The organism is Amycolatopsis sp. NPDC104587, assembly GCF_055583645.1.
This window is the reverse complement of the sequence record NZ_JBVJNO010000002.1, coordinates 595,297-620,561: the sequence shown is the minus strand read 5'-3', so window position 1 is coordinate 620,561 and position 25,265 is coordinate 595,297. Positions and strand designations below refer to the sequence as shown.

Here is a 25,265-nt window from a genome sequence, read left to right as displayed (position 1 = left end):
GAGCCGCCCCTCCGGCAGAAGTCAGGCCAGGGCGCGGTCGACGAAGGCGAAACCCAGGTCGAGCCGTCCGTCGCCGGGGTCCGCCACGCCGGCGTCGCGGTACCACGACGCCGGGGCCTCGGGGTGCGGGCCGACCACCGCGACCCGGCCGCGGCCGTAACCCGCGACCGCCGCCGCGATCGTTCCGTTCGTGTAGCGCGCCAGCACCGTTGCCGGTGCGTTCAGGACGAACTGCGGGCCGTCCTGGAAGTACATCTCGTGGCGGCTGCCCTCCCAGTCCACCTCGACCAGAGTGTCCTTTGTGGACTTGGTGGTCGCGCCGCGCGAAGTGATGTACTGCCGGGTGTCGCCGGGGAGCAGGCCGAAGCCCGGGGTCGCGCCCGCCAGGTAGCCGCCCAGGCAGAAGCCCAGGTAGCGGCCGCCGCCGCGGACGTACGCGGTGACCGTGTCGCGGTGGCGGCGCATCACCCGCCACGCGTCCGACAGGCCTCCGCCGCCCGGCTGCGCGTACAGCACCGCGGCTGACAACGCCTCGGTTGTCAGGGGAATCTTTTCGTCGGGGCCGCAGTACTCGACACGGAAACCACGCGGGTGCGCGCGAAGCAAGGCAGCCACCGCGTCCGAACACGGGCCGGTCGCGCCGTCGCCGCGGTAGACGAGGGCGAGCGGGCCCGGTTCGGGCCCACCGCACGCGGCGAGCAGGCCCACCGCCGCGACGCCCGCCAGGAGACCCCGGCGGGACAACCCGGTCACGCCCGCTCCAGGAACGGTTCTCGCGCCCGTTTCGCCAGCGCCGTGACGAGCGACTCCAGCGGTCCCTTCCCGGCTGTCGCCCGCCAGGCCAGGCCGACGACCAGCACCGCGGCCACCTGAAGCGCGTACCCGACGCCGGGACTGTACACGTCGTAGTCGGAGTTCAGGAACATGATGTGCGCGGTGTAGAAGGTCAGCGTCATGCTGCCCGCCGCGGCCAGCGGAGCGAGCACGGCGGGGCGCACGACCCGGCCGAGCAGGAGCATCAGCCCCAGCAGGGCGATCGCGGAGCCGGTCGTGCCGACCAGGTCCGGCGCGGTCCCGGTGTGCGGGGCCGCGATGGCCAGCCACCACGGCGTCGACGTCGGCGTTGTGCCGTCGCCGCCGAGGTTGAGCAGCTCCGTCGTCTCCGGCACGGTCAGGACGCTGAACGGCTGCGCGGACCAGATCTCGGTCAGGCCGCCGAAGCGGTGCAGCAGCACCCACGACGCCGCCACCGCGCCGACGGCCAGCGCCACCCCGGTGCCCAGCAGCGCGACCGCGGTCTTGACGCGGCGCAACGAAAGCCGGCCAACAACGATGCCCGCGCAGAGGTACACCGTCCACGACAGAGCCGGGTACTCGCCGGTGAGCGTCAGCTCGGTCAGCAGCCGCACGGGATGCGTCACGGCGTAGGCGAACCCGTTGTTCAGCAACGTCGGTTCGGGCAGGTGCGGCTGCAGCAGGTGCGTCAGCGGCGGGACGCCGGCCGCGACCGCGACGCCGACGGCCGCGACCGCCCACGTCGGCAGCAGGACCAGCGGGATCGCGAACAGGAACAGGATCGCGTAGTACGGCAGGATCACGACGGCCAGTTCGGCGTCGGTGTAGCCCAGCGCCAGCCCGATCAGGCCGATGGCGAGCGCGCGGACGGCCAGCATCGCGGCGGTGGCGCGGAACCCGGCGCCGCGCACCCGGCGCCGTCCGGTCATGAAGGCGACCCCGACCCCGGCCAGGACGGCGAACGCCGCCGCCGCGCGGCCGCCGAAGATCGCGAACGACAGGGACGGGTGGCCCGGCGTGCTCTCCTCCGGCAGCGAGTGCACGGCCATCATGCCGAGCAGCGCGATTCCCCGCGTGGCGTCGACGGCGGTCAGGCGGACCCGGGGCCCGCGGTCGCGCGGGGTTTCGGTCGTGCCCGGCTGTGTCTCGCGCGCGGTGTCCGTCATGCGGCCATCACCGTGTTCACGAGGTCGCGGCCGAGGTCGTGCCCGAAGCGGAGCCACGGTGCGCGCAGGCCGCCGTCGGTGTACCAGTCGCGGGTGGCTTCCGGGTGCGGGCCGACGACGCCCACCCGGCCCGCGCCGAAGGGGGCGACCAGCGCGGCGGCCGTCCCGTTCGGGTAGGTGGCGAGCACGTCCGCGGCCGCCGGGTCGTCGAGCACGAACACCGGGCCGTCCTGGAAGTACAGCTTGCGGCGGCGACCGCGCCAGCGGACCTTGACGATGGCGTCCTCGTCGTGGTCGATGGTCGCGTTGCCGGTGTCGATGTAGCGGTCGGTGTCGCCGGGCAGCAACCCGAACCCCGGCGTCGCGCCGGCCAGGTAACCGCCGAGGCAGAAACCGAGGTAGCGGCCGCCGCCGTCGACGAAGGCGCGGATGTCGTCACGGTGGCCGCGCAGCTTCCGGTACGCGCGCCCGAGCGTCCCGCCGCCCGGCTGCGCGTACAGCGCCGCCTCCGACAGCGCCGCCGAGCCGAGCGGGATCTCTTCGCGCGGACCGGTGAACCGGACGTCGAAACCGTGCCGGGTCGACTGCAGCAGCCCGGCGACGGCCTCGGGGCAGCCGGGGGTGGTCGCCGGGCCGCGGTAGACGAGCGCGAGCTTCACGCGGCCCGCCCGGGGTTGTCGAGGGTCAGCGCGGTGCAGCGGACCCCGCCGCCGCCCTTGCGCAGCTGCGTCGTTTCGAGCTCGACGACGTCCAGGCCGAGTTCCCGCAGCTCCGTCGCCAGCACCGGGACGCCCGCGGTCATCGTCACGGTGGCGCCGTCGCTCACCAGGTTGAGCGCGAACGCCTCGGCTTCGGCTTCGGAAACTTCGATCAGCGTGCCGCCGAGGTCGCGCAGCCGGCCGCGGCTGGGTTCGTCGAGCGCGGCCGGGCAGTACGCGAGGACACCGGGCGCCACCACGGCGACCGCGAGGTCCAGGTCGTACCAGCGCGGCCCGGTCGTCCGCAGCGGCACGATCTCGTACCCGAGCACCTCGGCGACGACGTCGTGAGCGCGCCGGTCGGTCCGCTGCCCGTACCCGGCCAGGAGGAGGTCGCCGTGGGCGAGCGCGTCACCCTGGCCGCTGAACGCGTACGGCGACTCGGTGACCTCGAACCCGTTGGCGGTGAACCAGTCCCGGTGGTACGGCGTCTCGGCGCGCCGTTCGGGCGGCAGGTTCGCGAGCACGGCCCGGCCGTCGCGCACCACGGCCGCGTTGGCCGTGTAGACCATGTCCGGGCACTCCGGCGCCGGGGCGAGGAACTCGACCTTGCGCCCCGCCGCGAGGTGCGCGGCCACGAGCGCGTCGTGCTCGGCGAGCGCGGCCGCCGGGTCCGGCTGCACCGCGGTGTCCATGTACGGGTTGATCTCGTAGTCGACCCGGAAGTGGTGGGCGCCGGACGTCAGCAGGGCGGTGTTCACGCCGGAAGTCCTTTCACGAGCAGGGTTTGCGCGGGAATGCCGCGCCAGGAGGTGCGCGAGGCGAGGTGTTCGCCCTTCATCAGCAGCGACAGCGAGCCGAGGGAGACGCCGTCGCCGACCACGGCGTCGTAGAGCACGATCGCGCGGGTGCCGACGGTCGCGCCGTCCCCGACCGTGACCACCGACATCTTCATGACACGGTCCTCGAACAGGTGAGTCTGCAGCGAGACCTCGGTGCCGACCGTGGCGTCGTCGCCGACCCGCACCAGATCGAACTCGGTCAGGTACGTCGTGCCGATCCACGTGCGCCGCCCGATCCGGGCGCCGAACCAGCGCAGCAGCGGCGGCAGCAACGGTGTCCCCACGAGCATGCCGAGCCCGGCCGGGACCGCCGCCGACTCGTAGAGCCCGGTGACGAACTCGCTGCGGCGCACGAACGGGCTCCAGAGCGGCTCGACGCGCGGGGTGTACTCGCCGACGACGTTGCGCTTGGTCGCCGCGCAGAACCCGATCACCCCGAGCCCGGACGCGATCGCGACCAGCGGCGAGACCAGCGCCGGCACCGGCAGGTCGCGGCCGGCCGCGAGCCCGGACAGCGCCAGCAGGAAGAGGTAGAAGCTCAGGCCCAGCAAGGACGCCGGGAGCGTCGCGCGGGCGAACTCGATGCCCAGGCGCTGCCGGACCAGCCGCCGTGGCGGACGGAACGTCTGCTCCTCGGGGAAGTCGCCGCTGTCCTGGCGCCGCGGCAGGTGCATCGCGGGCGAGCCGAGCCACGAGGAGTCCCCGGGCACCTGCGTCCCGGGCGGGACCGTGCCGACGCCGACCAGGGACCCTTCGCCCAGCGCCGTCCCGGCCGGCACGACCGAGGCGTTGCCGACGAACGCGCGCCGCCCGACGTCGGTGGTGAGGAAGGCGACCCGGCCGCGGGCGAACGTCGCCGCGCCGACCGTGGCCATGTCGGCGACGAAGCTTTCCGGGCCGAGGGTGAGCAGGTCCGGGTCGAGGTGCCCGGCCGTGGACACCTCGGCACCGCGCCCGACGCGGGCACCGAGCAGCCGCAGCCACGGGACCGTGTACAGCGTTGCGTAGAGCGAGTTCGTGAAGGTCAGGCTGAACTCGAGGAGCTTGTCGGCGACCCACTTGCGGACGCCGAGCCCGGAGCGCACCGGGTGGATCCCGACCGGTGTGTCCGGCAGGACGAGCTTCCGGCCGAGCGCGACGACCAGGCAGACGGTGACCACGAAGATCGGCCCGGCGAGCACGGTCGCGACCACGCCGGCCAGCACGCCCCAGCCCAGCAGTGCCCACCACACGAACGCGACGCTCGGCAGGATCAGGCAGATCGCGCCGACCTCCAGGGCGCCGAGGCCCAGCAGGGTCAGCAGCACGTGGTGCCACCGCCACCCGCGGCCCGCTTCGGCCGGCGCCAGCAGGTCTTCGACGACCGGGGACAGCGCGTCCACCCGGGCCGACGGCGACCCGGCCCGCCGCTCGCCCGCGGGCACGGACTCCCCGCGCCCGAGCAGCGACTGCTCGGCGAGCGCGGCGCCCGGCCCGACCGAGGTGCCCGGCTCCAGGACGGAGTTCGCGCCGACGAACGCCCCCGCGCCGACGGTGATCTCCCCGACGGTCACCCAGCCGTCCTCGACCCGCCACGGCCGCAGCACCGCGCCGTAGCCGATCGCGGCGTCGTCCTCGACGCGCACCAGCGCGGGCAGGGAGATCGAGCTGGTGGCGATCACCGCGCGCTTGCCGACGCGCGCGCCGAGCAGGCGCAGGTACAGCGGCATCAGCCCGGACCCGCTGACCACCGGCAGCGGGCCGACGCTCAGCAGCAGGTCGAGCGTCCAGAGCCGCAGGTAGGTCGGCCCCCACAGGCGGTAGCGGCCCGGCCGGATGCCCGCCGAAAGCGGCCACACCAGCAGCAGCGGCACCAGCCAGCGGACGCCGAGGTAGCTGACCAGGATCGCGACCAGCAGCTGCGCGAGGACGGAAACCGAGACGTCACCATCGTTCCAGGTGTAGACGTAGGCGACCGGCAGGGTGATCACCAGCAGCAGCAGGTAGACGACCACGGCCTGCGCGCCGCCGGCGACCGCGATCCGGCGCGTCCGATGGCGGATCGGCGCGTGGCGCGGCTCGGCTTCGGTGGCCGCCGCGGGCTCGTGCGCGTCCAGGTGCGCGGCCAGGGAGCGGACGTCGGGGTGGGCGTAGAGGTCACGCACGGCGATCCCGGCGGCGAGGTCGTGCTCGCGCAGCCGGGACACGACAGTCGCGGCCAACAGCGAGTGGCCGCCCAGGTCGGCGAAGAAGTCCGCGGTCACCGAGAAGTCCTCGGGCGCCATGCCGAACGCTTCCGCCCACACTCGCGCGACGGTCTCTTCGGTTTCGGTGGCCGGGGCGACGAGCGGGCCGTCCAGGGTTCTTTTCCGGCCTTCGGGCACCGGCAGCTCGCGGCGGTCCACCTTGCCGCTGGGCATCATCGGCAGCACCGGGAGCGTGACGAAGAACCCGGGCACCATGTACGCGGGCACCTGGTCACGCAGCTTTTCCCGCAGGCGCGGGTAAAGCGCGGTCTCGTCCGCTGTGGACACCACGTAGCCGACGAGCTCGGGGCTGCCCGGCGTCACCTCGACCATCGCCGCGGCGGCCGCCGAGACGTCCGCGTCGGCGAGCAGGACGCTCTCGATCTCGCCGAGGTCGACGCGGTGCCCGCGGATCTTCACTTCGGCGTCGGCGCGGCCCAGGTATTCGATTTCCCCGCCGTCGACGAGCCGGCCGAGGTCGCCGGTGCGGTACACCCGCTCGCCGTCGTGGCTGATGAACTTGTCCGCGGTCAGCTCCGGCCGCCCGACGTACCCCTTGGCGACGCCCGGGCCGCCGATGCAGATCTCGCCGACCTCGCCGGCGGGCACCGGCACGCGGTCGTCGTCGAGCAGCACCACCGAATACGTCGGCACGGGTACGCCGATCGTGACCGGCCGGCCCGGCCGCAGCTCGCACCAGGTCGCGGTGACGGTGGCCTCGGTCGGGCCGTAGGTGTTGAGGATCCGGCGGCCGGGGCGCGCCCAGCGGTCGACCAGCTGGCGCGGGCACGCTTCACCGCCGACGAGGAGGTTGCGCAGCAGGGGGAGGTCGTGCGGGATCGTCGCCAACAGCGTCGGGACGCAGTAGAGGACACTGATCCGCGCCTCCTCGAGGAATTCGGCCAGCTCGGCGCCCAGCCGGCGGGAGTCGGTCGGGCCCGCGACGAGCGTCGCGCCGACCGCCCACGTCGGCCAGATCTCCTCGATCGAGAAGTCGAAGGAGATCGTCATCCCCTGGTAGACGCGGTCGTCCGGACGCACGTCGTACAGCTCGGGGACGACGTCGAGGAAGTTGCGGATGCTGTGGTGCGCGACCTCGACGCCTTTGGGGCGGCCGCTGGACCCGGAGGTGTAGATCACGTACGCGCTCGGGTCGGCGTCGAGCAGGTCGTCCTCGGTGAGGTCCGGCCGGTCGTCGCGGCCGGCGAGGTCGGCGGGATCGAGCGTCGGGCACGGGGCGTCTTGGACGCGGTCCGGCGTCGTCAGCAGCAGGTCGACGCCCGCGTCTTCGGTGATGTAGGCGACCCGGTCGGCGGGGGACGCGGGGTCGATCGGCACGAACACCCCGCCTGCCTTCCCGACGGCGAGCAGGCAGGTGTAGGTGTGCAGGCTGCGTTCGACGAGAATCGCGACCCTGGCCCCGCGCCGGACCCCGGCGGCGCGCAACCGGTGGGCGAGCCGGTTGGCCCGCCGGTCCAATTCTTCGTAGCTGAAGGAATCGCCGCCGACCTCGAGCGCGACGGCGTCCGGAACGCGGTCGGCGGTTCGCTCGAAGACGTGGTGCAACCGCCGGACCGGCTCGGCGTCCGACGGCCGGGCCGCCGTGGCGACGACGGAATCGGACGGAAAGTCCGTGAACCCCACGCAGCTCCCTTTCCACTCGAACGGCTGCCTTCAGGACTCCATACGGTGTAGCCCGGTTCACCCGTTGGTATGTATCTCCATCCTCGACAGAGTTGACCGTAGTTGGCAAGTAACAAACGGTGATCTTCCCCACGCGGGTGATCAAACCATTCGTGAATGAGCATTCCGATGTCCGGAAAAATGCCGACAAGCGCGGAATCAGGGGAAGCGCGGGTGAAATTCATGTGAATCCGACGCTCGGGGTCACGGGAAAGATTGCGGAAGTCTTACGTTCACTCGCGACGAGCGAAAAGGTGTCGAGGATAGGCGCCTCGCGGTCCGGAGTTCGCCCGAGCGGGTCAGCCCGTGTGGTCGGGCAGCGGCCGGATGCGGGCGAACAAGGTGGTGGTCCTGGTTCCGCGGAGCTCGGCGCGCCGCTCCAGGGCAGCGAGGTCGAGGCGCACCTCCTGCGGGCGTCGTCGGTGCCGCACTCGGCGAGCTTGCCCTCGGCTCAGCGGCGGAACGGGCCGGCCCTGGTGCCGCGCGCGGACGACGCGGCGCGGGCCGACCCGGGCCCGTTGGACTCCGTGGCTTCGAAGGTGCCGGAACAGCGTTGCCCGACGTGGGCGGGCAGCGTTTCGGGGCCACTTCCAGTGCCAGGTACAGCTCGACCAGGCGGGCGACCGAGCACCGCCGGGCGCCGAGCTCGCAGGTGGCGAGGGTCTGGGTCGCTGCGCAGCCGGCGGTTGAGGTCGCGGCGCGTCAGGCCGCGCTCCTCGCGGAGCCGGCGGAGCTCCCTGCCGAGCATGTGCCGGTATCCGGCTGCACCGCTTTCCGCCGGTGTGCCCGCCGCGGCGCGCACCCCGGGCACAGTGGCCTCGCCTGATCCCGGTTCACCGCCGAGCGACGAGCGGCAGGCGCTCCGGCTGAGCCCGTCGATTGTGACGGGCCGGTGTGCAGGCTCCAGCGGGAGCGGAGAACGAGGAGGTGGCGAGGGAGCTGGCGGATGCGGCGATCGCCACGCTCAGGCTACAGTCCTATGTGGATGGTCTGGGTGCCGGATTCGGCGCGAGGGTGGGCGTCTTCCTTGCCGACGATCGCGCAGCGCACGCGGCGGAAGCGGTCCGGTCGGCGTAGGTCTCGCTGCGCCGCGCGAAGGAGCTCGGCCAGGTCCGCTGGGTGCTGTCCAACCCGGTGGCCAGCAGGCGGACGATGCCGTGCGGTACGGCATCGCGGGCGCGCCGGCGGGCGAGATGACGGTCGGCTGCCGCCCCCACACCGTCCTCCCGGACGCCGCGATCATCACCTCGCGCAACGCCGTGCTGCGCCGGCGCCACCCCGAGCTGGGCGAGCTGCGGCCCGAGGAGTTCTCCCCGCTCGCCGAAACGACGGGGCACGACGATCACGCCCGGCCGCCACCGGCGACTGGCACACGTTCGGTGACGACCCGGCCATGCGGTGCCTGACCTTGCCCCGGCCGCATGGCGATCGACGGCGATCTCGGGCACCTCGTCGGCCAGGAGCTCGACTGCAACAGCCTCCGGCACCGGCACCTCGTGCTGTGCACGGACGGGGCCGTCCTTGCTCGACGACCGCGGCGACCTCCTCGGTTCTCTGGGCGAGCCGGCCCGGGCGGGGAAGTGTTCGTCGTCGACATCACGGGCCTGGCCGACCTGGCGCTCCTGCCGGCGCTGGAGGTCCCGGCCCGGCGGGAACACTGGCGGGAGTGATCATCGACGCCCTGGAGCAGGGCATTCGCACGATCGGTCAAGTGGCCGACCGAACCGAACACCCGGGCATCAAGGTCAGGCGCCCGAGGCGTGCCTTCCGAGGCCCACGCGGAGCTGTTGTTCGGCATCAAGGTGGTGGCGCTTCGGGCCACGCCTGCCGACGTGTGCGGCCGCCGCGGAAACCGAGACTCGGGTGAGCCGGGAACTTCCCGACGCCAATCCGCACTGGGGCCGTAGTCCTCCGCTCGCTCGGCCGCGGACGCCGGTGCCGCCGTTGCAGGCTCGGCGGCGATGCGCCTTCTTCACGGACGCGAGATCACCCAGCTCGTGCGGCTGGTCACCGAGTGCGGACTGCCGCCGGCGGCCGGTCGGTTGCACCTCGCCGTGTGCAGGCGGGGTGCAACCGCACCCTTGTCAGGCGAGAGTCCACACGGCCGCCGCGGGCGTGGCTTCGGCGAGGTGATCAAGCTCGCGCGAACCCCGACATACCGCCACCCGGGTCAGGTCATCGCGACTCCCTCATCCGCGCTTCGCCCTCGACGCGGAACAAGAACGACACCCAGCTTCGGAACGGCGCCCAGGCCTCCGCGATCTCCGTCAGCTCTGCGACCTCCGCCTCCGGCAGGTGGTACGCCTCCCGCATGATCTCGTGAAGACGGCTCTCCCCACGGGGAAAGACGTCCGGGTGGCCCGCGCCGCGGATCAGGATCAGCTCTGCGCTGAAACGCCCGATCCCCGGGAGCAGCTGCAGCTCCTTCAGTGCCTCCTCGGGCGGCATCGCCCGCAACGCGGTCGCGTCGAGCGCGCCCGCGACGGCCGCCGAAGCGATTCCGCGCAGGCGTTGGACCTTCCGTCCGGACAGGCCCGGCAGATACTCCAGGTCCGCCAACACCGCCGGTGCCGGGAACGACGTCAAGGTCACCCCGCCGACGTCGACTTCCGTGCCGTGGCATTCCGTCAAGCGGCGGCGCAGCCGGACCGCTTGGGTCATCCACACCCGATGGCTCAGCACGGCCCAGCACGCCGCCTCGTACGGGGATGCGAACAGGACCGGACGCAGTCCTGGCTGCAGATCCCGCAGCAAGGACACCACCGGGTCGCGGTGACCGACCGTCGGGAACGTCGTGCCGTCGACGTCCAGAGAGCAGATCCTCCTCACCTGCGCCACGACGGCGTCGGCCTGCGAGGGCGGCGCGTGGACCTCCACCGTCACCTCGCCGGGCGATCTCTGCCGCAGCACCGCTCCCACCGGGGTCCACTCGCCGTCGAGCGGGAAGGCCACCCGGAGCGCGCCCGGCTGAGCTTCCGGCCGGCCGGCCGGGGCGAACCCGGTCAGGAACCGGGCCGCAGCGGCAAGGTCGAACTCACCGTGCACCGCGATTGTGTTGTCCACCATGGGAATCGTCATCTCTCCTCCTCGGATCGGGAACCTCGCCGACGACGTTAGGAACCGGCACCGACAATTTCCGGCCTCGAACGTCTGAGCCCGGCGTTCTTCACCTGATCGAGCGAACGGCGCGCAACCCGCCCCGGTTTGGCATACTGCCGGTATCCGAACTCCGGGAGGGCCCGTGACCACCGCACTCGAACGCCTCGAGAAGCTGCTGGAAGAACCAGCCGAGCGCGGCGAAGGCTTCCTCGATCTGCTCGGCACCGCGACCCAGGCCGGTCCGCCGACCGGGCTCACGCAACGCCTGATGCGCACGACCCTGCTCCCCCAGGTCTACGAGCGGTACTGGCGCCCCGCCCTCGGCCGCGCGCTCAAGGGGCCGCTCGGCCCGAGCATGGCGGGCGAGGTCCGGCTCGCCACCGAGCTCCTCCGCCTCGAACCCGGCCGGACCGTGCTCGACGTCGCCTGCGGCACCGGCCGGTTCACCCGTGCGTTCGGGGCGGCCGTGGGGCCGGACGGGCTCGCGATCGGCCTCGACGGCGCGCGCACGATGCTCACCAAGGCCGTCGCCGAGAGCAGCGCCGACGTCGCCTACCTGCGCGCGGACGCCGTGCGCCTCCCGCTGCGGGAGTCCACTGTGGACGGCGTCTGCTGCTTCGCCGCGCTCCACATGTTCGCCGAGCCGGAAACCGCGTTGGACTCCTTCGCGCGCGTGCTCAAGCCGGGCGGGCGGGTCGTGCTGCTCACGAGCGCCCGTCGAGGCTGGCAACCCGCGCGGGTTGCGGAGTCCGTCGGCGGGATCCTGAGCGGGCAGCGGATGTTCGACCGCGGCGAAGTGGCGGCGAGCCTGCGCGCCCGCGGGTTCACCGACATCACCGAGCGGTACGCGGGTGTCACGCAGATCGTGGCGGGCCGGCTGACCTGAGCGCCGCGGATTGTCGGGCCCGCCGGTTAGCATCGCCCCATGACCCACCACGAGCCCGTCCCGCCCGACGACAGCTACCTGCGTTCCCTGGTCGAGGCCACCGCCGACGCCGTCGCGGCCGCCGAACCGCTGTCCTCGCCCTACCCCGGCGCGGACGAGGCGACGCGGGCCGAGGTGACCGCCGCGGTGGAGCGGAGTTCACCCGATCTGGTGGCGTTGAGCCAAGATCTGCACGCCCATCCGGAGGAAGGGTTTGCCGAGCACCGCTCGGTGCAAGCGCTTGCCGACCTCCTGAAGCGCCACGGTCACGAGGCGACCGTCGGCGTCGGCGGCCTGGACACCGCGCTGCGGGCCGGCACGCCCGAGCGAGACGGCCCGCACATCGCCGTCCTCGCCGAGTACGACGCGCTGCCCGGCCTCGGCCACGCGTGCGGCCACAACATCATCTGCACCACCGCCGCGGGCGGCTTCCTCGGCGCCGCCACCGTCGCCGAGCGGCTCGGCGGCCGCGTCAGCCTGATCGGCACACCGGCCGAAGAAGGCGGTGGCGGCAAGGAGATCCTGGCCCGCGCCGGGGTGTTCGACGACGTCGACGCCGTGATCATGCTGCACCCGTTCGGCCACGACATCGCGCTGCACCCGTTCCTCGGCCGCCGTCAGCTGGAGATGGTCTTCCACGGCGTCGGCGCGCACGCGAGCGCCCAGCCGTTCATGGGCCGCAACGCGCTCGACGCCGCCGTAGCCGCGTACCAAGGCGTCTCCGCGCTGCGCCAGCAGCTCCCGCAGAGCGACCGCGTCCACGGGATCTTCACCGACGGCGGCGCCCGGCCGAACGTCGTCCCGGCCCGCGCCGCGCTGCTGTTCTACCTCCGCTCCCAGAGCCCGGACACCCTGCGCGACCTCGCCGCGCGCATGACGTCGATCGCGGAGGGCGCGGCGGCGATGACCGGCTGCGGGGTCGAGCTGATCTGGGACGCCCAGGCCGCCTACCTGCCGATCCGGTTCAACACCGCGCTCGCCGGGCGCTGGTCGGTCAACGAGGCCGGCACCGGCCGCAAACCGCTGCCGCCGGGCATCGTGCCGGAGTCCCTGACCGGGTCGACCGACCTCGGCAACCTCTCCTACCGGATGCCCGCGCTGCACCCGATGCTGGCCGTCTCGGGTCCGACGGTCGCGTTGCACACCAAGGAGTTCGCGGCCGCGGCCGGCTCGCCCAGCGGGGACGCGGCGGTCCGCGACGGCGCGCTGGGCCTCGCCCTGACCGCCGCGGACTACCTCGGCGACGCCGAGCTGCGGAAGGCGGTGCACGACGAGTTCGAGGCGGCGGGAGGTGCGCTGGACGTTCCGTCGTTCTTCGCCTGACGCCTGAGAACCAGCTGAGTTTTCTCAGCTGATTCTTCTCAGCAAAGCCTGAGGTGTTTCCACAGGTTGCTCACAAGCGCGGGCGCGAACCTGGTGTCATGACCGAGAACGAGAGTCGGCCCGGCCCCGCCTCACCCGGTGGGCACCAGCCGCACCAGAGCACTCCGCAGTACGGGCCGTACGCTCACCAGTACGGCTACCCGCAGCAGCAGGCCGCGCCGAACCCGCTCTTCACGCCGCAGCCGCCGCAGGCCCCGACCGCGCTGAAGACCAAGCCGCGCAAGGGAAGCCGGGTCGCGCTGATCGTCAGCGCGACCGCACTCGGCGCCGCGCTGGTCGGCGGGGTCGGCGGCGCCGCGATCGTCGGGCTCACGACGTCCTCGGCGGACGGCACGACGACGTCGGTGAGCACGCCGGCAGCCAACGGCCAGACGGTCTCGAACTCCACGTCCGGCGATGTCAGCGCCGTCGCGGCGAAGGTGACGCCGAGCGTCGTCCAGATCAACGTGACGACCGACCAGGGCGAGGCCATCGGCTCCGGGGTCATCCTCACCTCCGACGGCCGGATCCTGACCAACGCGCACGTCGTGGACGGTGCCCGGAACGTCGTCATCACGACGTCGGACGGCAAGAAGTACCAGGCCAGTGTGGTCGGCGCCGACACCAAGGCGGACATCGCGGTGGTGCAGGCCCAGGGTGCCGGCGGGTTGACCGCCGCCTCCCTCGGCGACTCGAGCAAGCTCGCCGTCGGCCAGGAAGTGGTCGCGATCGGCTCGCCCGGCGGGCTGCAGAACACGGTCACCACCGGCATCGTCAGCGCGCTGAACCGGAACCTGTCGGACATCGGGCAGGGCCAGGAGCAGCAGCAGTCGCCGTTCAACCGGACGTCGAACCAGACCGCGGACTCGCCCAGCTACACCGCGATCCAGACGGACGCCTCGATCAACCAGGGCAACTCCGGCGGCGCGCTGGTCGACGCGAACGGCAACGTGATCGGCATCAACTCGGCGCTCTACAGCCCGACGGCCTCGGCCAACGGCTCGGCGGGCAGCGTCGGGATCGGCTTCGCCATCCCGATCAACGACGCCAAGAAGATCGTCGACCAGATCGTGAACAACTAGGACGCGAACGGGTCGTGGTCGGGGCGGCCCGTCCCACCCGCTTCGGGGAGCGGGGAACCGGCGAAGGCCGTTTCGAGAGTCAATCGGGGGCTCTCGAAACGGCCTTCGCGCCGTCTACAGCTCGTAGGTGAGCGTGAAGGTGTGGTTCTGCTCCGCGTCCATCTCGATGCTCGCGGAGCCGGAGATCCCGGTCAGCTCACCCGAGCCCGAGCCGGTGAGGATCTTCAGCGTCAGCCCGGTGTCGTCGGCCGAGTGGTGCAGGACGAACGCGCCCTTGCGGCCGTCAACCGAGACTGCGAGACGCTCGAAGCCGACGTACGCGCGCGACGTCGCGTTGGACGCCGTCAGCATCTCGACGGTGCTGGTCCCCTCGACCGCCCCGGTGAACGTCTTGGCGATGGACACTCGGGCGAACTCGGTGCCGGCGGCCTCGTCGGTCGCCTGCGGCTCCCACTGGTCGAGGACGAACGACGCGGTCGCGGTGCTGGTCATGGCAGTCCCTCTCTTCGCTGTGGACACCAGCTTCGCAGCGATACCTGACAGGATGCGTCAGGCTTTCCTCAGCGCTTCCGGTTGCCGAACAGCCCGCGCGTGATCTCCCGGCCCAGCGCGCTCGCCGCGGACCGCATGAACGACTTCACGGCGGGGTTCTTCATCGCCGACTCGATGAATCCCGGGTCGTCCTTCTGAGCCGGAGCCGGCGCGGGCGCCTGAGCGGGCGGCGCGTCGGGAGCCGCTTCGGGAGCGGGAGCCACCTTCGCGGCGAGCTTCTCGTAAGCCGACTCCCGGTCGATCGTCTCGGCGTACTTCGCGTGCAGGTCCGACGAAGCAACCGAAGCGGCGACGGCGTCCGCGCCGATCGAGCCCATCTTCGACCGCGGCGCCCGCAGCCGCGTCCACGCGACCGGCGTCGGCGCACCGCGTTCCGACAGCACCGTGACGATCGCCTCGCCGATACCCAGCGACGTCAACGCCGTGTCGAGCTCGTAGAACTTCGTCTTCGGGTAAGTCTTCACCGTCTTGGCCAGCGCCGCCTGGTCGTCCGGCGTGAACGCCCGCAGCGCGTGCTGGATCCGCGCGCCGAGCTGCGAAAGCACGTTGTTCGGGATGTCCGTGGGCAGCTGCGTGCAGAAGAACACGCCGACGCCCTTCGACCGGATCAGCTTCACGGTCTGCTCGATGCGCTCGAGGAACGCCTTCGACGCGTCGTTGAAGAGCAGGTGCGCCTCGTCGAAGAAGAATACGAGCTTCGGCTGGTCGAGGTCGCCCTCCTCCGGCAGCTCCTCGAACAGCTCGGCCAGCAGCCACATCAGGAACGTCGAGAACAGCGCCGGCTTCGACTGGAGGTTGTCCAGCTCGAGCAGCGTGACGACGCCCTTGCCGTCGGCCTGCCGCATCAGGTCGTGGACGTCCAGCTCGGGCTCGCCGAAGAAGTCCTCACCGCCCTGGGCCTCCAGGTTGGACAGCGCGCGCAGGATCACCCCGGCCGTCGCCGCCGAGACCCCGCCGATGCCCTTGAGGTCCGCCTTGCCCTCGTCGCTGGTCAGGTGCGTGATGACCGACCGGAGGTCCTTCGTGTCGAACAGCGCCAGGCCACGCTGGTCGGCCCAGTGGAAGATCAGCCCGAGCGTCGACTCCTGCGTCTCGTTCAGGCCCAGCACCTTCGACAGCAGCACCGGCCCGAAGCTCGTGATCGTCGCGCGGATCGGCGAGCCCTTGCCGCCGGTCCCCAGCGACAGGAACTGCACCGGGAACGCCGTGCCCGCCCAGTCGTCACCCAGCTCCTGCGAGCGTTTCGACACCTTGTCGTTCGCCTCGCCGGCCGCCGCGAGCCCGGACAGGTCACCCTTGACGTCCGCGAGCACCACCGGCACCCCGGCGGCCGACAGCTGCTCCGCGACCAGCTGCAACGTCTTCGTCTTGCCCGTGCCGGTCGCCCCCGCGACGAGCCCGTGCCGGTTCAGCGTCGCCAACGGCAGCCGCACCGCGGCGGCTGCGTCGGCCTGGCCGTCGATCACCACCGCGCCCAGCTCCAGCGCGGCACCCTCACTCGCATAACCAGCGGCGATCTCGCTCGCCGGCGACCCCTGCTCGGTCACTCTCAGCTCCCCGATCTTGTGTCCTGGACCACAGCGGCGAGCGTAACGCGCCGTACGCGCAGGTAACGCCCCTGATATCCCCGTGTCGGGTTAGGGTCACCAGGTGACCGACCGCCTAGTCTGGATCGACTGCGAAATGACGGGGCTCGACCTCGGCAAGGAAGCGTTGATCGAAATCGCCGCCCTCGTCACCGACGCGGAGCTGAACGTGCTCGGCGACGGAGTCGACATCGTCATCCACGCCGACGAGGACAAACTCGCCGGGATGCCGGACGTCGTCCGCGAGATGCACGCCCACTCCGGCCTCACCGAAGAGGTCCGGCGCTCCACGGTGAGCCTCGAAGAAGCCGAGCGCCGCGTGCTCGAGTACATCCGCGAGCACGTCCCGGAATCCGGCACCGCGCCGCTCGCCGGCAACTCCATCGCCACCGACCGCGGTTTCATCGCCCGCGACATGCCGGCCCTCGACGCCCACCTGCACTACCGGATGGTCGACGTGTCGTCGGTCAAGGAGCTCGTGCGCCGCTGGTACCCGCGGATCTACTACGCCAAGCCGGAAAAGGGCCTCGCCCACCGCGCGCTCGCGGACATCAAGGAGTCCATCGGCGAGCTGGACTACTACCGGCGGGTCGCGTTCGTCCCGCAGCCCGGGCCGACCAGCGACGAAGCCAAGGCCGTCGCCGCTGAAGTGCAGGAACAGCACCAGGGGTAGCCCCTTGAAAACCGCGGGAGGGCACCCGCTACGATTACTTCAAGCGAGGTGATCGCAAGCGGATCCCCTCGGCGATGGTGGGCGTAGCTCAGCTGGTAGAGCACCTGGTTGTGGTCCAGGAGGTCGCGGGTTCGAAACCCGTCGCTCACCCCATCACCCCAGTTTGGATCTCAGATCCGGGCTGGGGTTTTTGCGTTCCCGGCGTACCGCCACCGGTGGTAACCCTCACGACCGGATGGCTCAGCGTGCGAACGTCCGATCGCCGGTGCACGGTGGTCAGGTGGCACGTTCAACACCGAAGATCAGGCGGAAGAAGAAACTGCGGTACGAGGACATCACCGTCGTCGACCAATCGCTGCTCAAGCGCGCGGTCGGGGCCGCGGCCCTCGGCAACGCCATGGAGTGGTTCGACTTCGGCGTTTACGCCTACATCGCCGACACCATCGCCGAGGTGTTCTTCCCGCCCACCGTGTCGCCCGGCGTGCGGCTGATCGGGACCTTCGGCGCCTTCACCGCCGCCTTCCTGATGCGGCCGCTCGGCGGGCTCGTCTTCGGGCCGCTCGGCGACCGGATCGGACGGCAGAAGGTCCTCGCCGTCACCATGATCATGATGGCCATCGGGACCCTGTGCATCGGGCTGATCCCGTCCTACTCCTCGATCGGCGTCTGGTCGCCGATCCTGCTCGTGCTCGCGCGGATGGTGCAGGGCTTCTCCACCGGCGGCGAGTACGGCGGCGCGACAACGTTCATCGCCGAGTACTCCCCCGACAAACGCCGTGGCTTCATGGGCTCCTGGCTCGAGTTCGGGACGCTCTCGGGGTACGTGCTCGGCGCGTCCGTCGTCACCGGCATGAAGGCCTGGGTCCCGCACGAGACGCTGCTCGACTGGGGCTGGCGGGTGCCGTTCCTGGTCGCCGGCCCGCTCGGCATCATCGGCCTCTACATGCGGCTCAAGCTCGAGGAGACCCCGGCGTTCCAGAAGCACGCCGAAGAGGCCGAGAAGCGCGGCCGCTCCGGCGAGCCGTTCTGGAAGATGTTCACCGAGTACTGGCCCGCGCTGCTGATCTGCGTCGGCCTGGTGCTCGTGTTCAACGTCACCGACTACATGCTGCTGTCGTACATGCCGACGTACCTGTCGGAGCAGCTGCACCTCGACGCCACGCACGGGCTGCTGCTGATCATCGTCGTGATGGTCGTGATGATGCTGATCATCCTGGTCGGCGGGCGGATCACCGACAAGGTCGGGCGCAAGCCGGTCATGATGGCCGGCTGCATCGGGTACCTCGTGCTGTCATGGCCGCTGATGCTGCTGGTGCACGACGGCGGCCTCGTCCTCACCTTCCTCGGGTTGATGGGCCTGGGCCTGTTGCTGCTCTGCTTCGAGGTGTCGATGCCCGCGGCGCTGCCCGCGTTGTTCCCGACCGCGATCCGCTACGGCGCGCTGTCGATCGCGTTCAACATCTCGGTGTCGCTCTTCGGCGGTACGACCCCGCTGGTCATGCAGGCGTTGATCTCGTCGACCGGCCACGACTACTGGCCCGCCTGGTACATGATGGCGGCCGCCGCGATCGGCGCCGTCGCGGTCTTCTTCAGCCGCGAAACGGCGAACAAGCCGCTCTGGGGCTCGGGGCCCGCGGTGTCGACCGAAGAGGAGGCCCGGGAGCTCGTGCGCGAGTCGAAGTCCTAAGCCGCCGCGAGCAGGAGCCCCGCCAGCTCGGCGGGCATGGTGATCATGCAGTCGTGGCCGGTCGGCAGCTCGTGAACCGGCTCACCCGGCGGAACGGGACGCCGGGTGATGCCGTCCGGCCGGCCGGCGACGCAGTGGATGTGCGTGCGCGGGATCGCCTTCGCCGCCGGGTTGACCAGCCGGACCGGCTCGGTGAGACACCGGACCGGCTGGTCGGAAAGCATCGTGCGCAGCCACGCGACGTCGTCGGGATCGGTGACGCCGAAGTAGCCGGCCAACGGCGGCACCCGCCAGCCGTCGACGGCGTTGTCGACCAGCTGTTTCGTGACGGGGATGACGTCGGCCGCGGTCTCGCCGTCTTCGGGGACCATGGCGTCGAGGAACACCAGGCGCGCGATCCGCTCCGGGAGCCGGTCGGCGACGCCGGAGATGACCATCCCGGCGTAGCTGTGCCCGACGAGGATGACGTCGTGCTCGGCTTCGAGCAGGGCGGCGACGTCGTCGAGGTGGGTGCCGAGCCCGACTTCGGGGTTCAGCAGGTGGGCTTTGTCGCCGTAGCCGGTCAAGGATGGCGCGAGCACCCGGTGGCCGGCGGACTCGAGCAGCGGGACCACGCGGTCCCAGCAGCGTCCGCTGTGCCAAGCGCCGTGTACCAGCAGGAAAGTGGACATGACAGCATCGTGATCGACTCGGCGCGCCCCCGGCAATACGGCACTTTCCGGTGCCCCGGTTCTCAGGAGGTAACCATGGAGGACCCGTGCAAGGCCCGCGAGGTCCTCGGGATCGTCGGGGACAAGTGGGCGCTGCTGGTCGTGCGCATGCTCAAGGACGGGCCGCGGCGCTTCACCGAGCTCAAGCGGTCCATCGACGGCATCAGCCAGCGCATGCTCACGGTGACCCTGCGCGACCTCGAGCGCGACGGGATCCTGACGCGCACGGTCTTCGCCGTCATGCCCCCGCACGTCAGCTACGAGCTGACGCCGATGGGCCGGACCCTGCGCGAGGCCACGGCGCCGCTGCTGGCGTGGAGCATCGAGCACCTGCCGCACATCGACGCCGCGCGCACGGCGTACGACAACCGCTAGTTCGCGGCGGTCCGCCACTCGTCCCAGGACAGCTGCCAGACGCTCCAGCCGTCGGTCGGCTCGAGCTTCGGGCCGCCGCTGTTCTGGACCGTGACGACGTCACCCTTCTTGGACGTGTCCATCAGCCACTTCGTGTTCTCGGTGGAGAGGTTGAGGCAGCCGTGGCTGACGTTGGACCGGCCCTGCTGCCGCACCGACCAGGGCGCGGAGTGGTAGAAGATGCCGCTGTAGGACAGGCGCACGGCGTACTGGACGAAGGTGCTGTACCCACCCGGCGAGTCCTCGGGGACGCCGTAGGTGGCGGAGTTCATCGTGTAGCCGTTGTGCTCGCTCATCACGGTGTAGGTGCCGGCGGGCGTGTTGTGGCCGGGCTTGCCCATGGACGTCGGCATGGTCTTGACGACCTGGTCGTTGACCGAGACGGTCATCTGGTGGGTGCCGCCGTCGGCGACCGCGACGAGCTTGTCGCCGACGGCCGCGGTGAAGGTCTTGTGCTCGCGGCCGTAGCTGCCGTTGCCGAGCGGCTTGCCGTAGACGGCGGCCTCGACCTTGATCTTGGTGCCGCTCTTCCAGTAGTCCTTCGGCCGCCAGGTCACCTGCTTGTCGCCGGACCAGCGGAAAGCGCCCTCGGTAGCCGGCTCCGCGGTGATCTTCAGCGCCTTCTCGGCGGCGGCCTTGTCGGCGACGTTGCCGGTGAAGGTGAAGATCAGCGGCAGCCCGACCCCGACGGTCTCCCCCTCGACGAGGTTCACCGAGACCCCGAGCTGCCGGGCGGGCTTGGCGGTGCTGAAGGCCGACTCGGCGGTGACGGGCTTGCCGTCGGCGCCGGTCGCGGTGGCTGTCAGCGTGTAGGACTTGTTGTAGCCGAGCGGCTCGGCGGAGTCCCACCCGGAGCCGTCGGCCCGCGCCTTCCCGGCAACGACCTTCCCGTCGGTCCCGGTCAGCTTGACCTCACCAACCTTCCCGTCGGCCACGGAGACGGTGACCGGCTCCCCGGGGGCGACGTCCTTGGCATCCTTCGCGGGACTCACGGTGACCACGGCGGGCTTCAGCACCGGCTTGGGAGCACTCGAGGACGCCGGTTCCTTCGGCGGTTCACTCGAAGGACTACTGCTGCACCCGGCCACCGTGAGGCCGATCACCCCCGCGACCACCAGCAGCCGCGCCTTCGTACCCCGCATGCTCACCCGCCTGTTTCGCCGTCGATGTCCGACTACAGTGTGCCCGACCAGCCGGGACGCCGGGGCGGGAACGTCCCAACCCGGACAAGGGGACCCCCCTGAAACGGGCTCTGAACGGGGTGCTAATCTTTTCCACGTCGCCGAGGGAAACCTCTGGCAGACACCGGCGCCATTAGCTCAATTGGCAGAGCAGCTGGCTCTTAACCAGCGGGTTCGGGGTTCGAGTCCCTGATGGCGCACAGTCGGAAAGCAAAGCCCACCAACGGTTTCCCTGCAATTTGCAGGGTCGCTGTTGGTGGGCTTTGCTCGTATGTGCAGCCCGGATGCAGCCGACGTGTCGCCCCGGTTCAGTGACTGGGTGTCACCAGCCGTGCCCGCGATGCCCCGCTGCGCTGCCGGTGTACCGCCACCTTGTGGATCGTGGCCCCGCGCTGGTACCCCCGCGCGCCGGACCAGCGCCGCCGTCGCGTCCGCCGCCTGCTGCGCCAGGCAGGGCAGGACGCTGGTGTAGGTGTCCGCAGTCAGCACGATGCTGGAATGCCCGAGCAGGGCCTGCACTACCCGCAGCTCGTTGCCCGCCGCGAGCGGCAGAGTCTCCGCACCGTGTCGCAGGTCGTGGAACCGGATCGGCGGCAACCCCGCCTCGTCCACCAGGGCCCGGAAAGTGCGGGAGACGTAGCTCGGGCTCCACCCGGCCACCGTCATGGAGAACACCCAAGCACCGGCCGGGTCCTCTCGGGCGAGCCGGCGCAGCAGGGCAGTCGTCCCCCGATCCAGCGCGACCATCCGGCCGCTCGCGTAGGTCTTCGGCCAGGCACACCCCGGCCATCGCATTCGACCAGCTGCCGCACGACCGACAGCGTCCAGTTCGCCAGGTCGACATCGCACCATCGCAGACCGACCGCCTCGCTCAACCCCAGCAGGGCTGCCACGTGACAGAGCGGATACAGCTGGTGATCGCGGACCAAACCACCGCCCGTGGGCGACGCGCCAAGGGCAACTCCACCCACCGCGCCGGATTGTGCGTGATCAATCCACGCCGGATCACACTATTGAGCGCGGCCCGCAGCACCTCGCGAATTCGCTGCATCGTGGTCGGCGACAGAGGCCGCGACCGCACCGCGTTCGCTCGCAACAACGCTGTGAACGCCGCCTGCACCTTCCCGATCGGCAGCTCCGACAGCGCGAGCCCACCCAACCGCGGCCGCAGCGTGTTCCTCCTCGTCAGCCACACATCCAGCCACTGGCCACCGTCACCAGGGCTCGCGCGGGATCCACGTCGTCACCCAGCCAGAACCCCGCGCACGTTCCGCCGTAGCTCGCGATAAAACCCGCCGCGCTGGACCCGACGACAACCACCGTCTCGGCCGTCCGCCAGCTCGACCGCGAAATCCCGCCGCCCGTGACCACGCTCGCCCAGCCGCGGACAACGCGACCCCCACCGGCGACCATCGTGCTCCAACTATGCACGCGTCTCGAGCAACTCTCCAACCCTGGACAACATGACGAACCGAAGCGAAGGAACCCAGCACCGCGAACCCCAGTCCGAGATAAGGTGAACGAGGCGGAACCCGATAACGTGTGACAGCCCTCAGTTTTAATGTGCGGGCGGCGTGCAGCCACCCGGCCTTCCTTCGACCCGAATACCGGTCTCGCCGAAATGCTCCACGGGCGCCGCACGTAGCGCCTCGTTGCTCGAGTCTCTCCAGCCCGCCGCACGCGGGTGCGATCCCATAGCCGCGCTCTCAGCAAGAGCCAGGCGGTAGATCTTCGCCCGGATCGGACTGCTTCTTGCCCACGGTTGGCTCATCAGTGCTCGCCTTGGGACGTGCACCGTACTCGAACAAGAATGGTCCGAACTTGACTTTCAAGTATCCATCGGCGGCCCCCTTGATCAGATGGAGAGCCAGCGCGGTGAGGCAGAACACGGAAAGGACCACCACGAGAACAATCATAGCTGTAGAAATGTGACACTCCCAGTTCCGCCCGGTGCCCGGCTCTGCGCGTTGTTTGGGACGCCACCACCATGCCGGATGATTGCGGCGTCGCGGCAGCTGTCAGACCTTCCGTTGACAGAGGATCGCCGGCTGCCGGTGAACACCATGCTAGGAAACCGGTGCATCGGCGGGAAACCTTGCCGATTTCTGAACCTGAAAGCACGACGAGCGGTCAACCAGCGGTAAGCAGGGACCGACGAGCGGTTGCTGGGCGAGTGGGACCGACTGTCAGTGTTCCGGGTCTTCCGCGCGCGCCGCCCGGAACAGCCGCTCTCGTACGCTGCGCGCGTGCCGCCTGCTCACCGGCACATCGCCGAGCCCGGTGTGTGCCGCCAAGCCGCCGATGGGGTCGCTGCGCAATTCGGTGATCGCGTCGACGGCGACGAGATAGCTGCGGTGGGTGCGCACGAAACCGGCTTCCTCCCAATGCTCGGCCAGCTTGGAGATGGACGTCCGTACCGGGTAAACTCCGGAGAAGGTGTGCACGTTGACCGTGTCCCGGCTGGCCTCGACAAAGACGACTTCGCGGCGCTTGATGTACCTGGTGCGCCCCCTCGACTCCACCGGGAGTGCCGTCAAGGACTCCGGACCGGGTGCAGGTGCACGGTCGGTCGACGGCAGCATCTTGATCACTCGCCGCAGGGCCGCCGACACCCGATCAGCGCTCACCGGCTTACGCAGATAGTCGATCGCACCGAGCTCGAACGCGTCGGCGGCGTGTTCGTCATAAGCGGTGACGAAGACGATCACGGGCGGGTCGGTCAGCTTCGTCAAGAGGCCACCCAAGTCGATGCCGCTCATACCGGGCATCGATATGTCGACGAAGACCGCGTCGAAGCGCGTACCTCGGATCATGTTCAGCGCGCTCAGCGGATCCTCGGCAGCACTGACGTTGGACACTTGGGGGCTTTCACGTAGCAGACGGCAGATTCCATCGAGCGCGGTGGGCATGTCGTCTACCGCGAGTACCCGCAATCCGCGCCTCACTCCGGTTCCTCCGAGTTCGGTCGCGCCGCCGGGATGAACTTCGGCAGTCGCAAAGTGACTTTTGTGCCCGCCCCCGGTGCAGTCTCCACCATAAGAGCATAGTCGCCGCCGAAAATTTGCTGCATTCGCATGTTGACATTGCCGAGGCCGATGTGTGATCCGACTCGGTGGCCGTCATTGAGATCCTTGAGTCGCTCGGGATCCATGCCTACGCCGTCGTCTTCGACAGTGATTATTGCTTTGTCGCCAGAATCCTCGGCGATGACGGTGACAGTGCCGCCACGCGGCTTGCCTGACAGTCCATGCTTGACTGCGTTCTCCACTATCGGCTGTAAAACAAGGGCCGGAAGCACGACGCTGAGGACCTCGGGCGCAATCTTCATACGAACGCCCAGTCGCCCGGAGTAGAGCGCCGACTCGATCGTCAAGTACCGGTCGATGTTGCGTAGTTCCTCGGCCAGCGATGTGAACATACCGGAAGCACGGAAAGAGTACCTGATGAAGTCAGCAAAATCCTGCAACAGCTCTCGAGCCTCCTCCGGGTCCGTGCGGATCAGCGTTGATATCGCATTGAGGGCATTGTAGACAAAATGCGGTGAAATTTGCGCGCGAAGCGCCTTGATTTCCGCTTCCTGCAGTGCATGTTTCGACAAATCGAGGCGAGCTAATTCGAACTGGATGCAGACGAATTGGGCTAAAGCGTCGACCATCATGCTCAGCTGTCGGCTTCTGCTCTTGACGACCACGATGAGCAAGGCTTCGGTCTGGCCGTCGACTAGCATCGGGACGATCATCGCGACACCCAGGTCGCACGAGCGGCAAGACGAGCTCGGCAGGTCGCGGTGCGTCACAGTGGCCCGTTGTTGACCGCGGCGGACAGAGTTGATGTGGTCGGCGAAGTCGACGTAGTGGTGTTGTGCTCGGCCCGCCCAGCTCAGAAGGCTGCCCTCTGCGTCGGCGATGCCGACCGCGACACAAGCCAGCAGCTCATGAAGCTGCTCGGTGAGGCGTTCAGCTGCATGTTCCGAAAGGTCTTCACGGAATACCGGCGTGGTTCGTAGCAGCTGGTAGACGGCGTCTGGAATCTTTCCAGGCGCACTTTTGCTGCGGAAGTAGAACAAGATCGCGGCGGCGGTGGACACCGCGGCAAGCACGGCGAGTGCAACGACGAGCACGACACCTCCCCCGGTAAGGATGGATTCAAACCGACTCTGACGCAAGCCGCAGTGCGGCACACGGCAGTAATCGCACTGCTTCGTTCAGCCGCCGTTCGCGGTGACTTGCCATTCGCCGAAGGTCGGTAGAGCAACTGGCTGCAAGGCGTCCGGCCTTCCCGCCAAGACAGTGCGTGGCAGCCGGCTCCGAGGGGAGAGACAAGATGGGCGGGCGCCACCCGCAAAGGGCGCCTTCCAGGGCAGCGTCTCGCTCGTCAAGTTGCCGAGCCCTGCGCGTGCGCCGAGTCAGGCTGTGATCGAAAGCCGTGTATAGGGGTCGTACCAGCTCGTAGCGTCCACCCGCCTGCATGAACGGAAGTATTGCGGCCGAATCAGCGCCCCGAGCCCGCAGAGTTCACCTCCTAGGGGTGAGTGGTGAACACCGTGACAGACACGGCAGGGCCGGACTTCGAACAGAACCTGGTG

Annotated in this window: 23 protein-coding genes, 2 tRNA genes and 1 pseudogene; 10 read left to right on the top strand and 16 right to left on the bottom strand. The window is 70.0% G+C overall.

Going from position 1 to position 25,265, the window contains the following annotated elements; translation table 11 throughout:
* Positions 1-21: 21 nt before the first annotated feature.
* The 6 genes from ACZ61C_RS07295 to ACZ61C_RS07270 form a co-directional block, all read right to left on the bottom strand.
* Positions 22-753, bottom strand: coding sequence for a BPL-N domain-containing protein (locus ACZ61C_RS07295; RefSeq protein ID WP_465303844.1), 732 nt, complete (start codon positions 751-753; stop codon positions 22-24).
* Complete coding sequence (locus ACZ61C_RS07290; RefSeq protein WP_465303842.1) at positions 750-1,961, bottom strand: heparan-alpha-glucosaminide N-acetyltransferase domain-containing protein; 1,212 nt, start codon at positions 1,959-1,961, stop codon at positions 750-752. Before ACZ61C_RS07290 ends, ACZ61C_RS07295 begins: the two co-directional genes overlap by 4 nt.
* Positions 1,958-2,620 carry a BPL-N domain-containing protein gene (locus tag ACZ61C_RS07285; protein WP_465303840.1) on the bottom strand — a complete coding sequence of 221 codons (663 nt, stop codon included), beginning with the start codon at positions 2,618-2,620 and terminating at the stop codon, positions 1,958-1,960. Before ACZ61C_RS07285 ends, ACZ61C_RS07290 begins: the two co-directional genes overlap by 4 nt.
* A complete protein-coding gene (locus tag ACZ61C_RS07280; RefSeq protein ID WP_465303838.1) occupies positions 2,617-3,420 on the bottom strand; it encodes a dimethylarginine dimethylaminohydrolase family protein in 804 nt (267 codons plus the stop codon). The genes ACZ61C_RS07285 and ACZ61C_RS07280 overlap by 4 nt, the downstream gene beginning before the upstream one ends.
* A complete protein-coding gene (locus ACZ61C_RS07275) occupies positions 3,417-7,370 on the bottom strand; it encodes a Pls/PosA family non-ribosomal peptide synthetase (protein WP_465303836.1) in 3,954 nt (1,317 codons plus the stop codon). Before ACZ61C_RS07275 ends, ACZ61C_RS07280 begins: the two co-directional genes overlap by 4 nt.
* A gap of 338 nt (positions 7,371-7,708) precedes the next feature.
* Entirely contained in the window at positions 7,709-7,840 is a 132-nt protein-coding gene (locus ACZ61C_RS07270) for a hypothetical protein (protein WP_465303834.1), read from the bottom strand.
* 726 nt (positions 7,841-8,566) lie between these two features.
* Between ACZ61C_RS07270 and ACZ61C_RS07265 the strand changes: the two genes are divergently transcribed.
* Positions 8,567-8,815 carry a hypothetical protein gene (locus ACZ61C_RS07265; protein ID WP_465303832.1) on the top strand — a complete coding sequence of 83 codons (249 nt, stop codon included), beginning with the start codon at positions 8,567-8,569 and terminating at the stop codon, positions 8,813-8,815.
* A gap of 15 nt (positions 8,816-8,830) precedes the next feature.
* Positions 8,831-9,079 (top strand): hypothetical protein, encoded by a 249-nt coding sequence (locus ACZ61C_RS07260; protein WP_465303830.1) that lies wholly within the window; start codon positions 8,831-8,833, stop codon positions 9,077-9,079.
* 505 nt (positions 9,080-9,584) lie between these two features.
* Here the strand turns inward: ACZ61C_RS07260 and ACZ61C_RS07255 are convergent.
* Positions 9,585-10,487: a DNA-3-methyladenine glycosylase family protein gene (locus ACZ61C_RS07255; RefSeq protein WP_465303828.1), complete on the bottom strand. Its 903-nt coding sequence runs from the start codon at positions 10,485-10,487 to the stop codon at positions 9,585-9,587.
* A 163-nt stretch (positions 10,488-10,650) separates the two neighbouring features.
* On the opposite strand from ACZ61C_RS07255, the gene ACZ61C_RS07250 reads away from it, so the two are divergent.
* From ACZ61C_RS07250 to ACZ61C_RS07240, 3 genes are all read left to right on the top strand, one after another.
* Positions 10,651-11,394, top strand: a complete 744-nt coding sequence (locus ACZ61C_RS07250) for a class I SAM-dependent methyltransferase (protein WP_465303826.1) — start codon at positions 10,651-10,653, stop codon at positions 11,392-11,394.
* Between the two features lie 39 nt (positions 11,395-11,433).
* Positions 11,434-12,756, top strand: a complete 1,323-nt coding sequence (locus tag ACZ61C_RS07245; protein WP_465303824.1) for a M20 family metallopeptidase — start codon at positions 11,434-11,436, stop codon at positions 12,754-12,756.
* A gap of 98 nt (positions 12,757-12,854) precedes the next feature.
* The gene (locus ACZ61C_RS07240) at positions 12,855-13,877 is read left to right on the top strand and encodes a S1C family serine protease (RefSeq protein WP_465303822.1); all 1,023 of its coding nucleotides are present in this window, start codon (positions 12,855-12,857) and stop codon (positions 13,875-13,877) included.
* 114 nt (positions 13,878-13,991) lie between these two features.
* Here ACZ61C_RS07240 and ACZ61C_RS07235 read toward each other — a convergent pair whose 3' ends face one another.
* Positions 13,992-14,369, bottom strand: coding sequence for a DUF3224 domain-containing protein (locus ACZ61C_RS07235; RefSeq protein WP_465303820.1), 378 nt, complete (start codon positions 14,367-14,369; stop codon positions 13,992-13,994).
* A 68-nt stretch (positions 14,370-14,437) separates the two neighbouring features.
* Entirely contained in the window at positions 14,438-15,976 is a 1,539-nt protein-coding gene (locus tag ACZ61C_RS07230; protein ID WP_465303818.1) for a helicase HerA-like domain-containing protein, read from the bottom strand.
* Between the two features lie 103 nt (positions 15,977-16,079).
* On the opposite strand from ACZ61C_RS07230, the gene orn reads away from it, so the two are divergent.
* From orn to proP, 3 genes are all read left to right on the top strand, one after another.
* A complete protein-coding gene (orn, locus tag ACZ61C_RS07225) occupies positions 16,080-16,688 on the top strand; it encodes an oligoribonuclease (protein WP_465303816.1) in 609 nt (202 codons plus the stop codon).
* 77 nt (positions 16,689-16,765) lie between these two features.
* Positions 16,766-16,841 (top strand) — tRNA-His (locus ACZ61C_RS07220).
* A gap of 127 nt (positions 16,842-16,968) precedes the next feature.
* Positions 16,969-18,375, top strand: coding sequence for a glycine betaine/L-proline transporter ProP (gene proP, locus ACZ61C_RS07215; RefSeq protein ID WP_465303814.1), 1,407 nt, complete (start codon positions 16,969-16,971; stop codon positions 18,373-18,375).
* Here the strand turns inward: proP and ACZ61C_RS07210 are convergent.
* Entirely contained in the window at positions 18,372-19,046 is a 675-nt protein-coding gene (locus ACZ61C_RS07210) for an alpha/beta fold hydrolase (RefSeq protein ID WP_465303812.1), read from the bottom strand. The two genes, proP and ACZ61C_RS07210, sit on opposite strands and share 4 nt — an antisense overlap.
* Before the next feature lie 75 nt (positions 19,047-19,121).
* On the opposite strand from ACZ61C_RS07210, the gene ACZ61C_RS07205 reads away from it, so the two are divergent.
* Entirely contained in the window at positions 19,122-19,460 is a 339-nt protein-coding gene (locus ACZ61C_RS07205) for a winged helix-turn-helix transcriptional regulator (RefSeq protein ID WP_465303810.1), read from the top strand.
* On the opposite strand, the gene ACZ61C_RS07200 is transcribed toward ACZ61C_RS07205, so the two are convergent.
* Complete coding sequence (locus ACZ61C_RS07200; RefSeq protein WP_465303808.1) at positions 19,457-20,641, bottom strand: L,D-transpeptidase; 1,185 nt, start codon at positions 20,639-20,641, stop codon at positions 19,457-19,459. The genes ACZ61C_RS07205 and ACZ61C_RS07200 overlap by 4 nt on opposite strands.
* 166 nt (positions 20,642-20,807) lie before the next feature.
* Here ACZ61C_RS07200 and ACZ61C_RS07195 point away from each other — a divergent pair.
* Positions 20,808-20,880, top strand: a tRNA-Lys gene (locus ACZ61C_RS07195).
* A gap of 271 nt (positions 20,881-21,151) precedes the next feature.
* Here the strand turns inward: ACZ61C_RS07195 and ACZ61C_RS07190 are convergent.
* From ACZ61C_RS07190 to ACZ61C_RS07170, 5 genes and pseudogenes are all read right to left on the bottom strand, one after another.
* Positions 21,152-21,427, bottom strand: a pseudogene (locus ACZ61C_RS07190) (tyrosine-type recombinase/integrase); the annotation flags it as partial.
* Between the two features lie 438 nt (positions 21,428-21,865).
* The gene (locus ACZ61C_RS07185) at positions 21,866-22,093 is read right to left on the bottom strand and encodes a hypothetical protein (protein ID WP_465303806.1); all 228 of its coding nucleotides are present in this window, start codon (positions 22,091-22,093) and stop codon (positions 21,866-21,868) included.
* Positions 22,094-22,386: 293 nt separating this feature from the next.
* Positions 22,387-22,584, bottom strand: a complete 198-nt coding sequence (locus tag ACZ61C_RS07180) for a hypothetical protein (protein ID WP_465303804.1) — start codon at positions 22,582-22,584, stop codon at positions 22,387-22,389.
* Positions 22,585-22,866: 282 nt separating this feature from the next.
* On the bottom strand, positions 22,867-23,625 hold the full coding sequence (locus tag ACZ61C_RS07175) for a LytR/AlgR family response regulator transcription factor (RefSeq protein WP_465303802.1): 759 nt from the start codon (positions 23,623-23,625) through the stop codon (positions 22,867-22,869).
* A complete protein-coding gene (locus ACZ61C_RS07170; RefSeq protein WP_465303800.1) occupies positions 23,622-24,800 on the bottom strand; it encodes a sensor histidine kinase in 1,179 nt (392 codons plus the stop codon). Before ACZ61C_RS07170 ends, ACZ61C_RS07175 begins: the two co-directional genes overlap by 4 nt.
* Positions 24,801-25,265 lie beyond the last annotated feature (465 nt).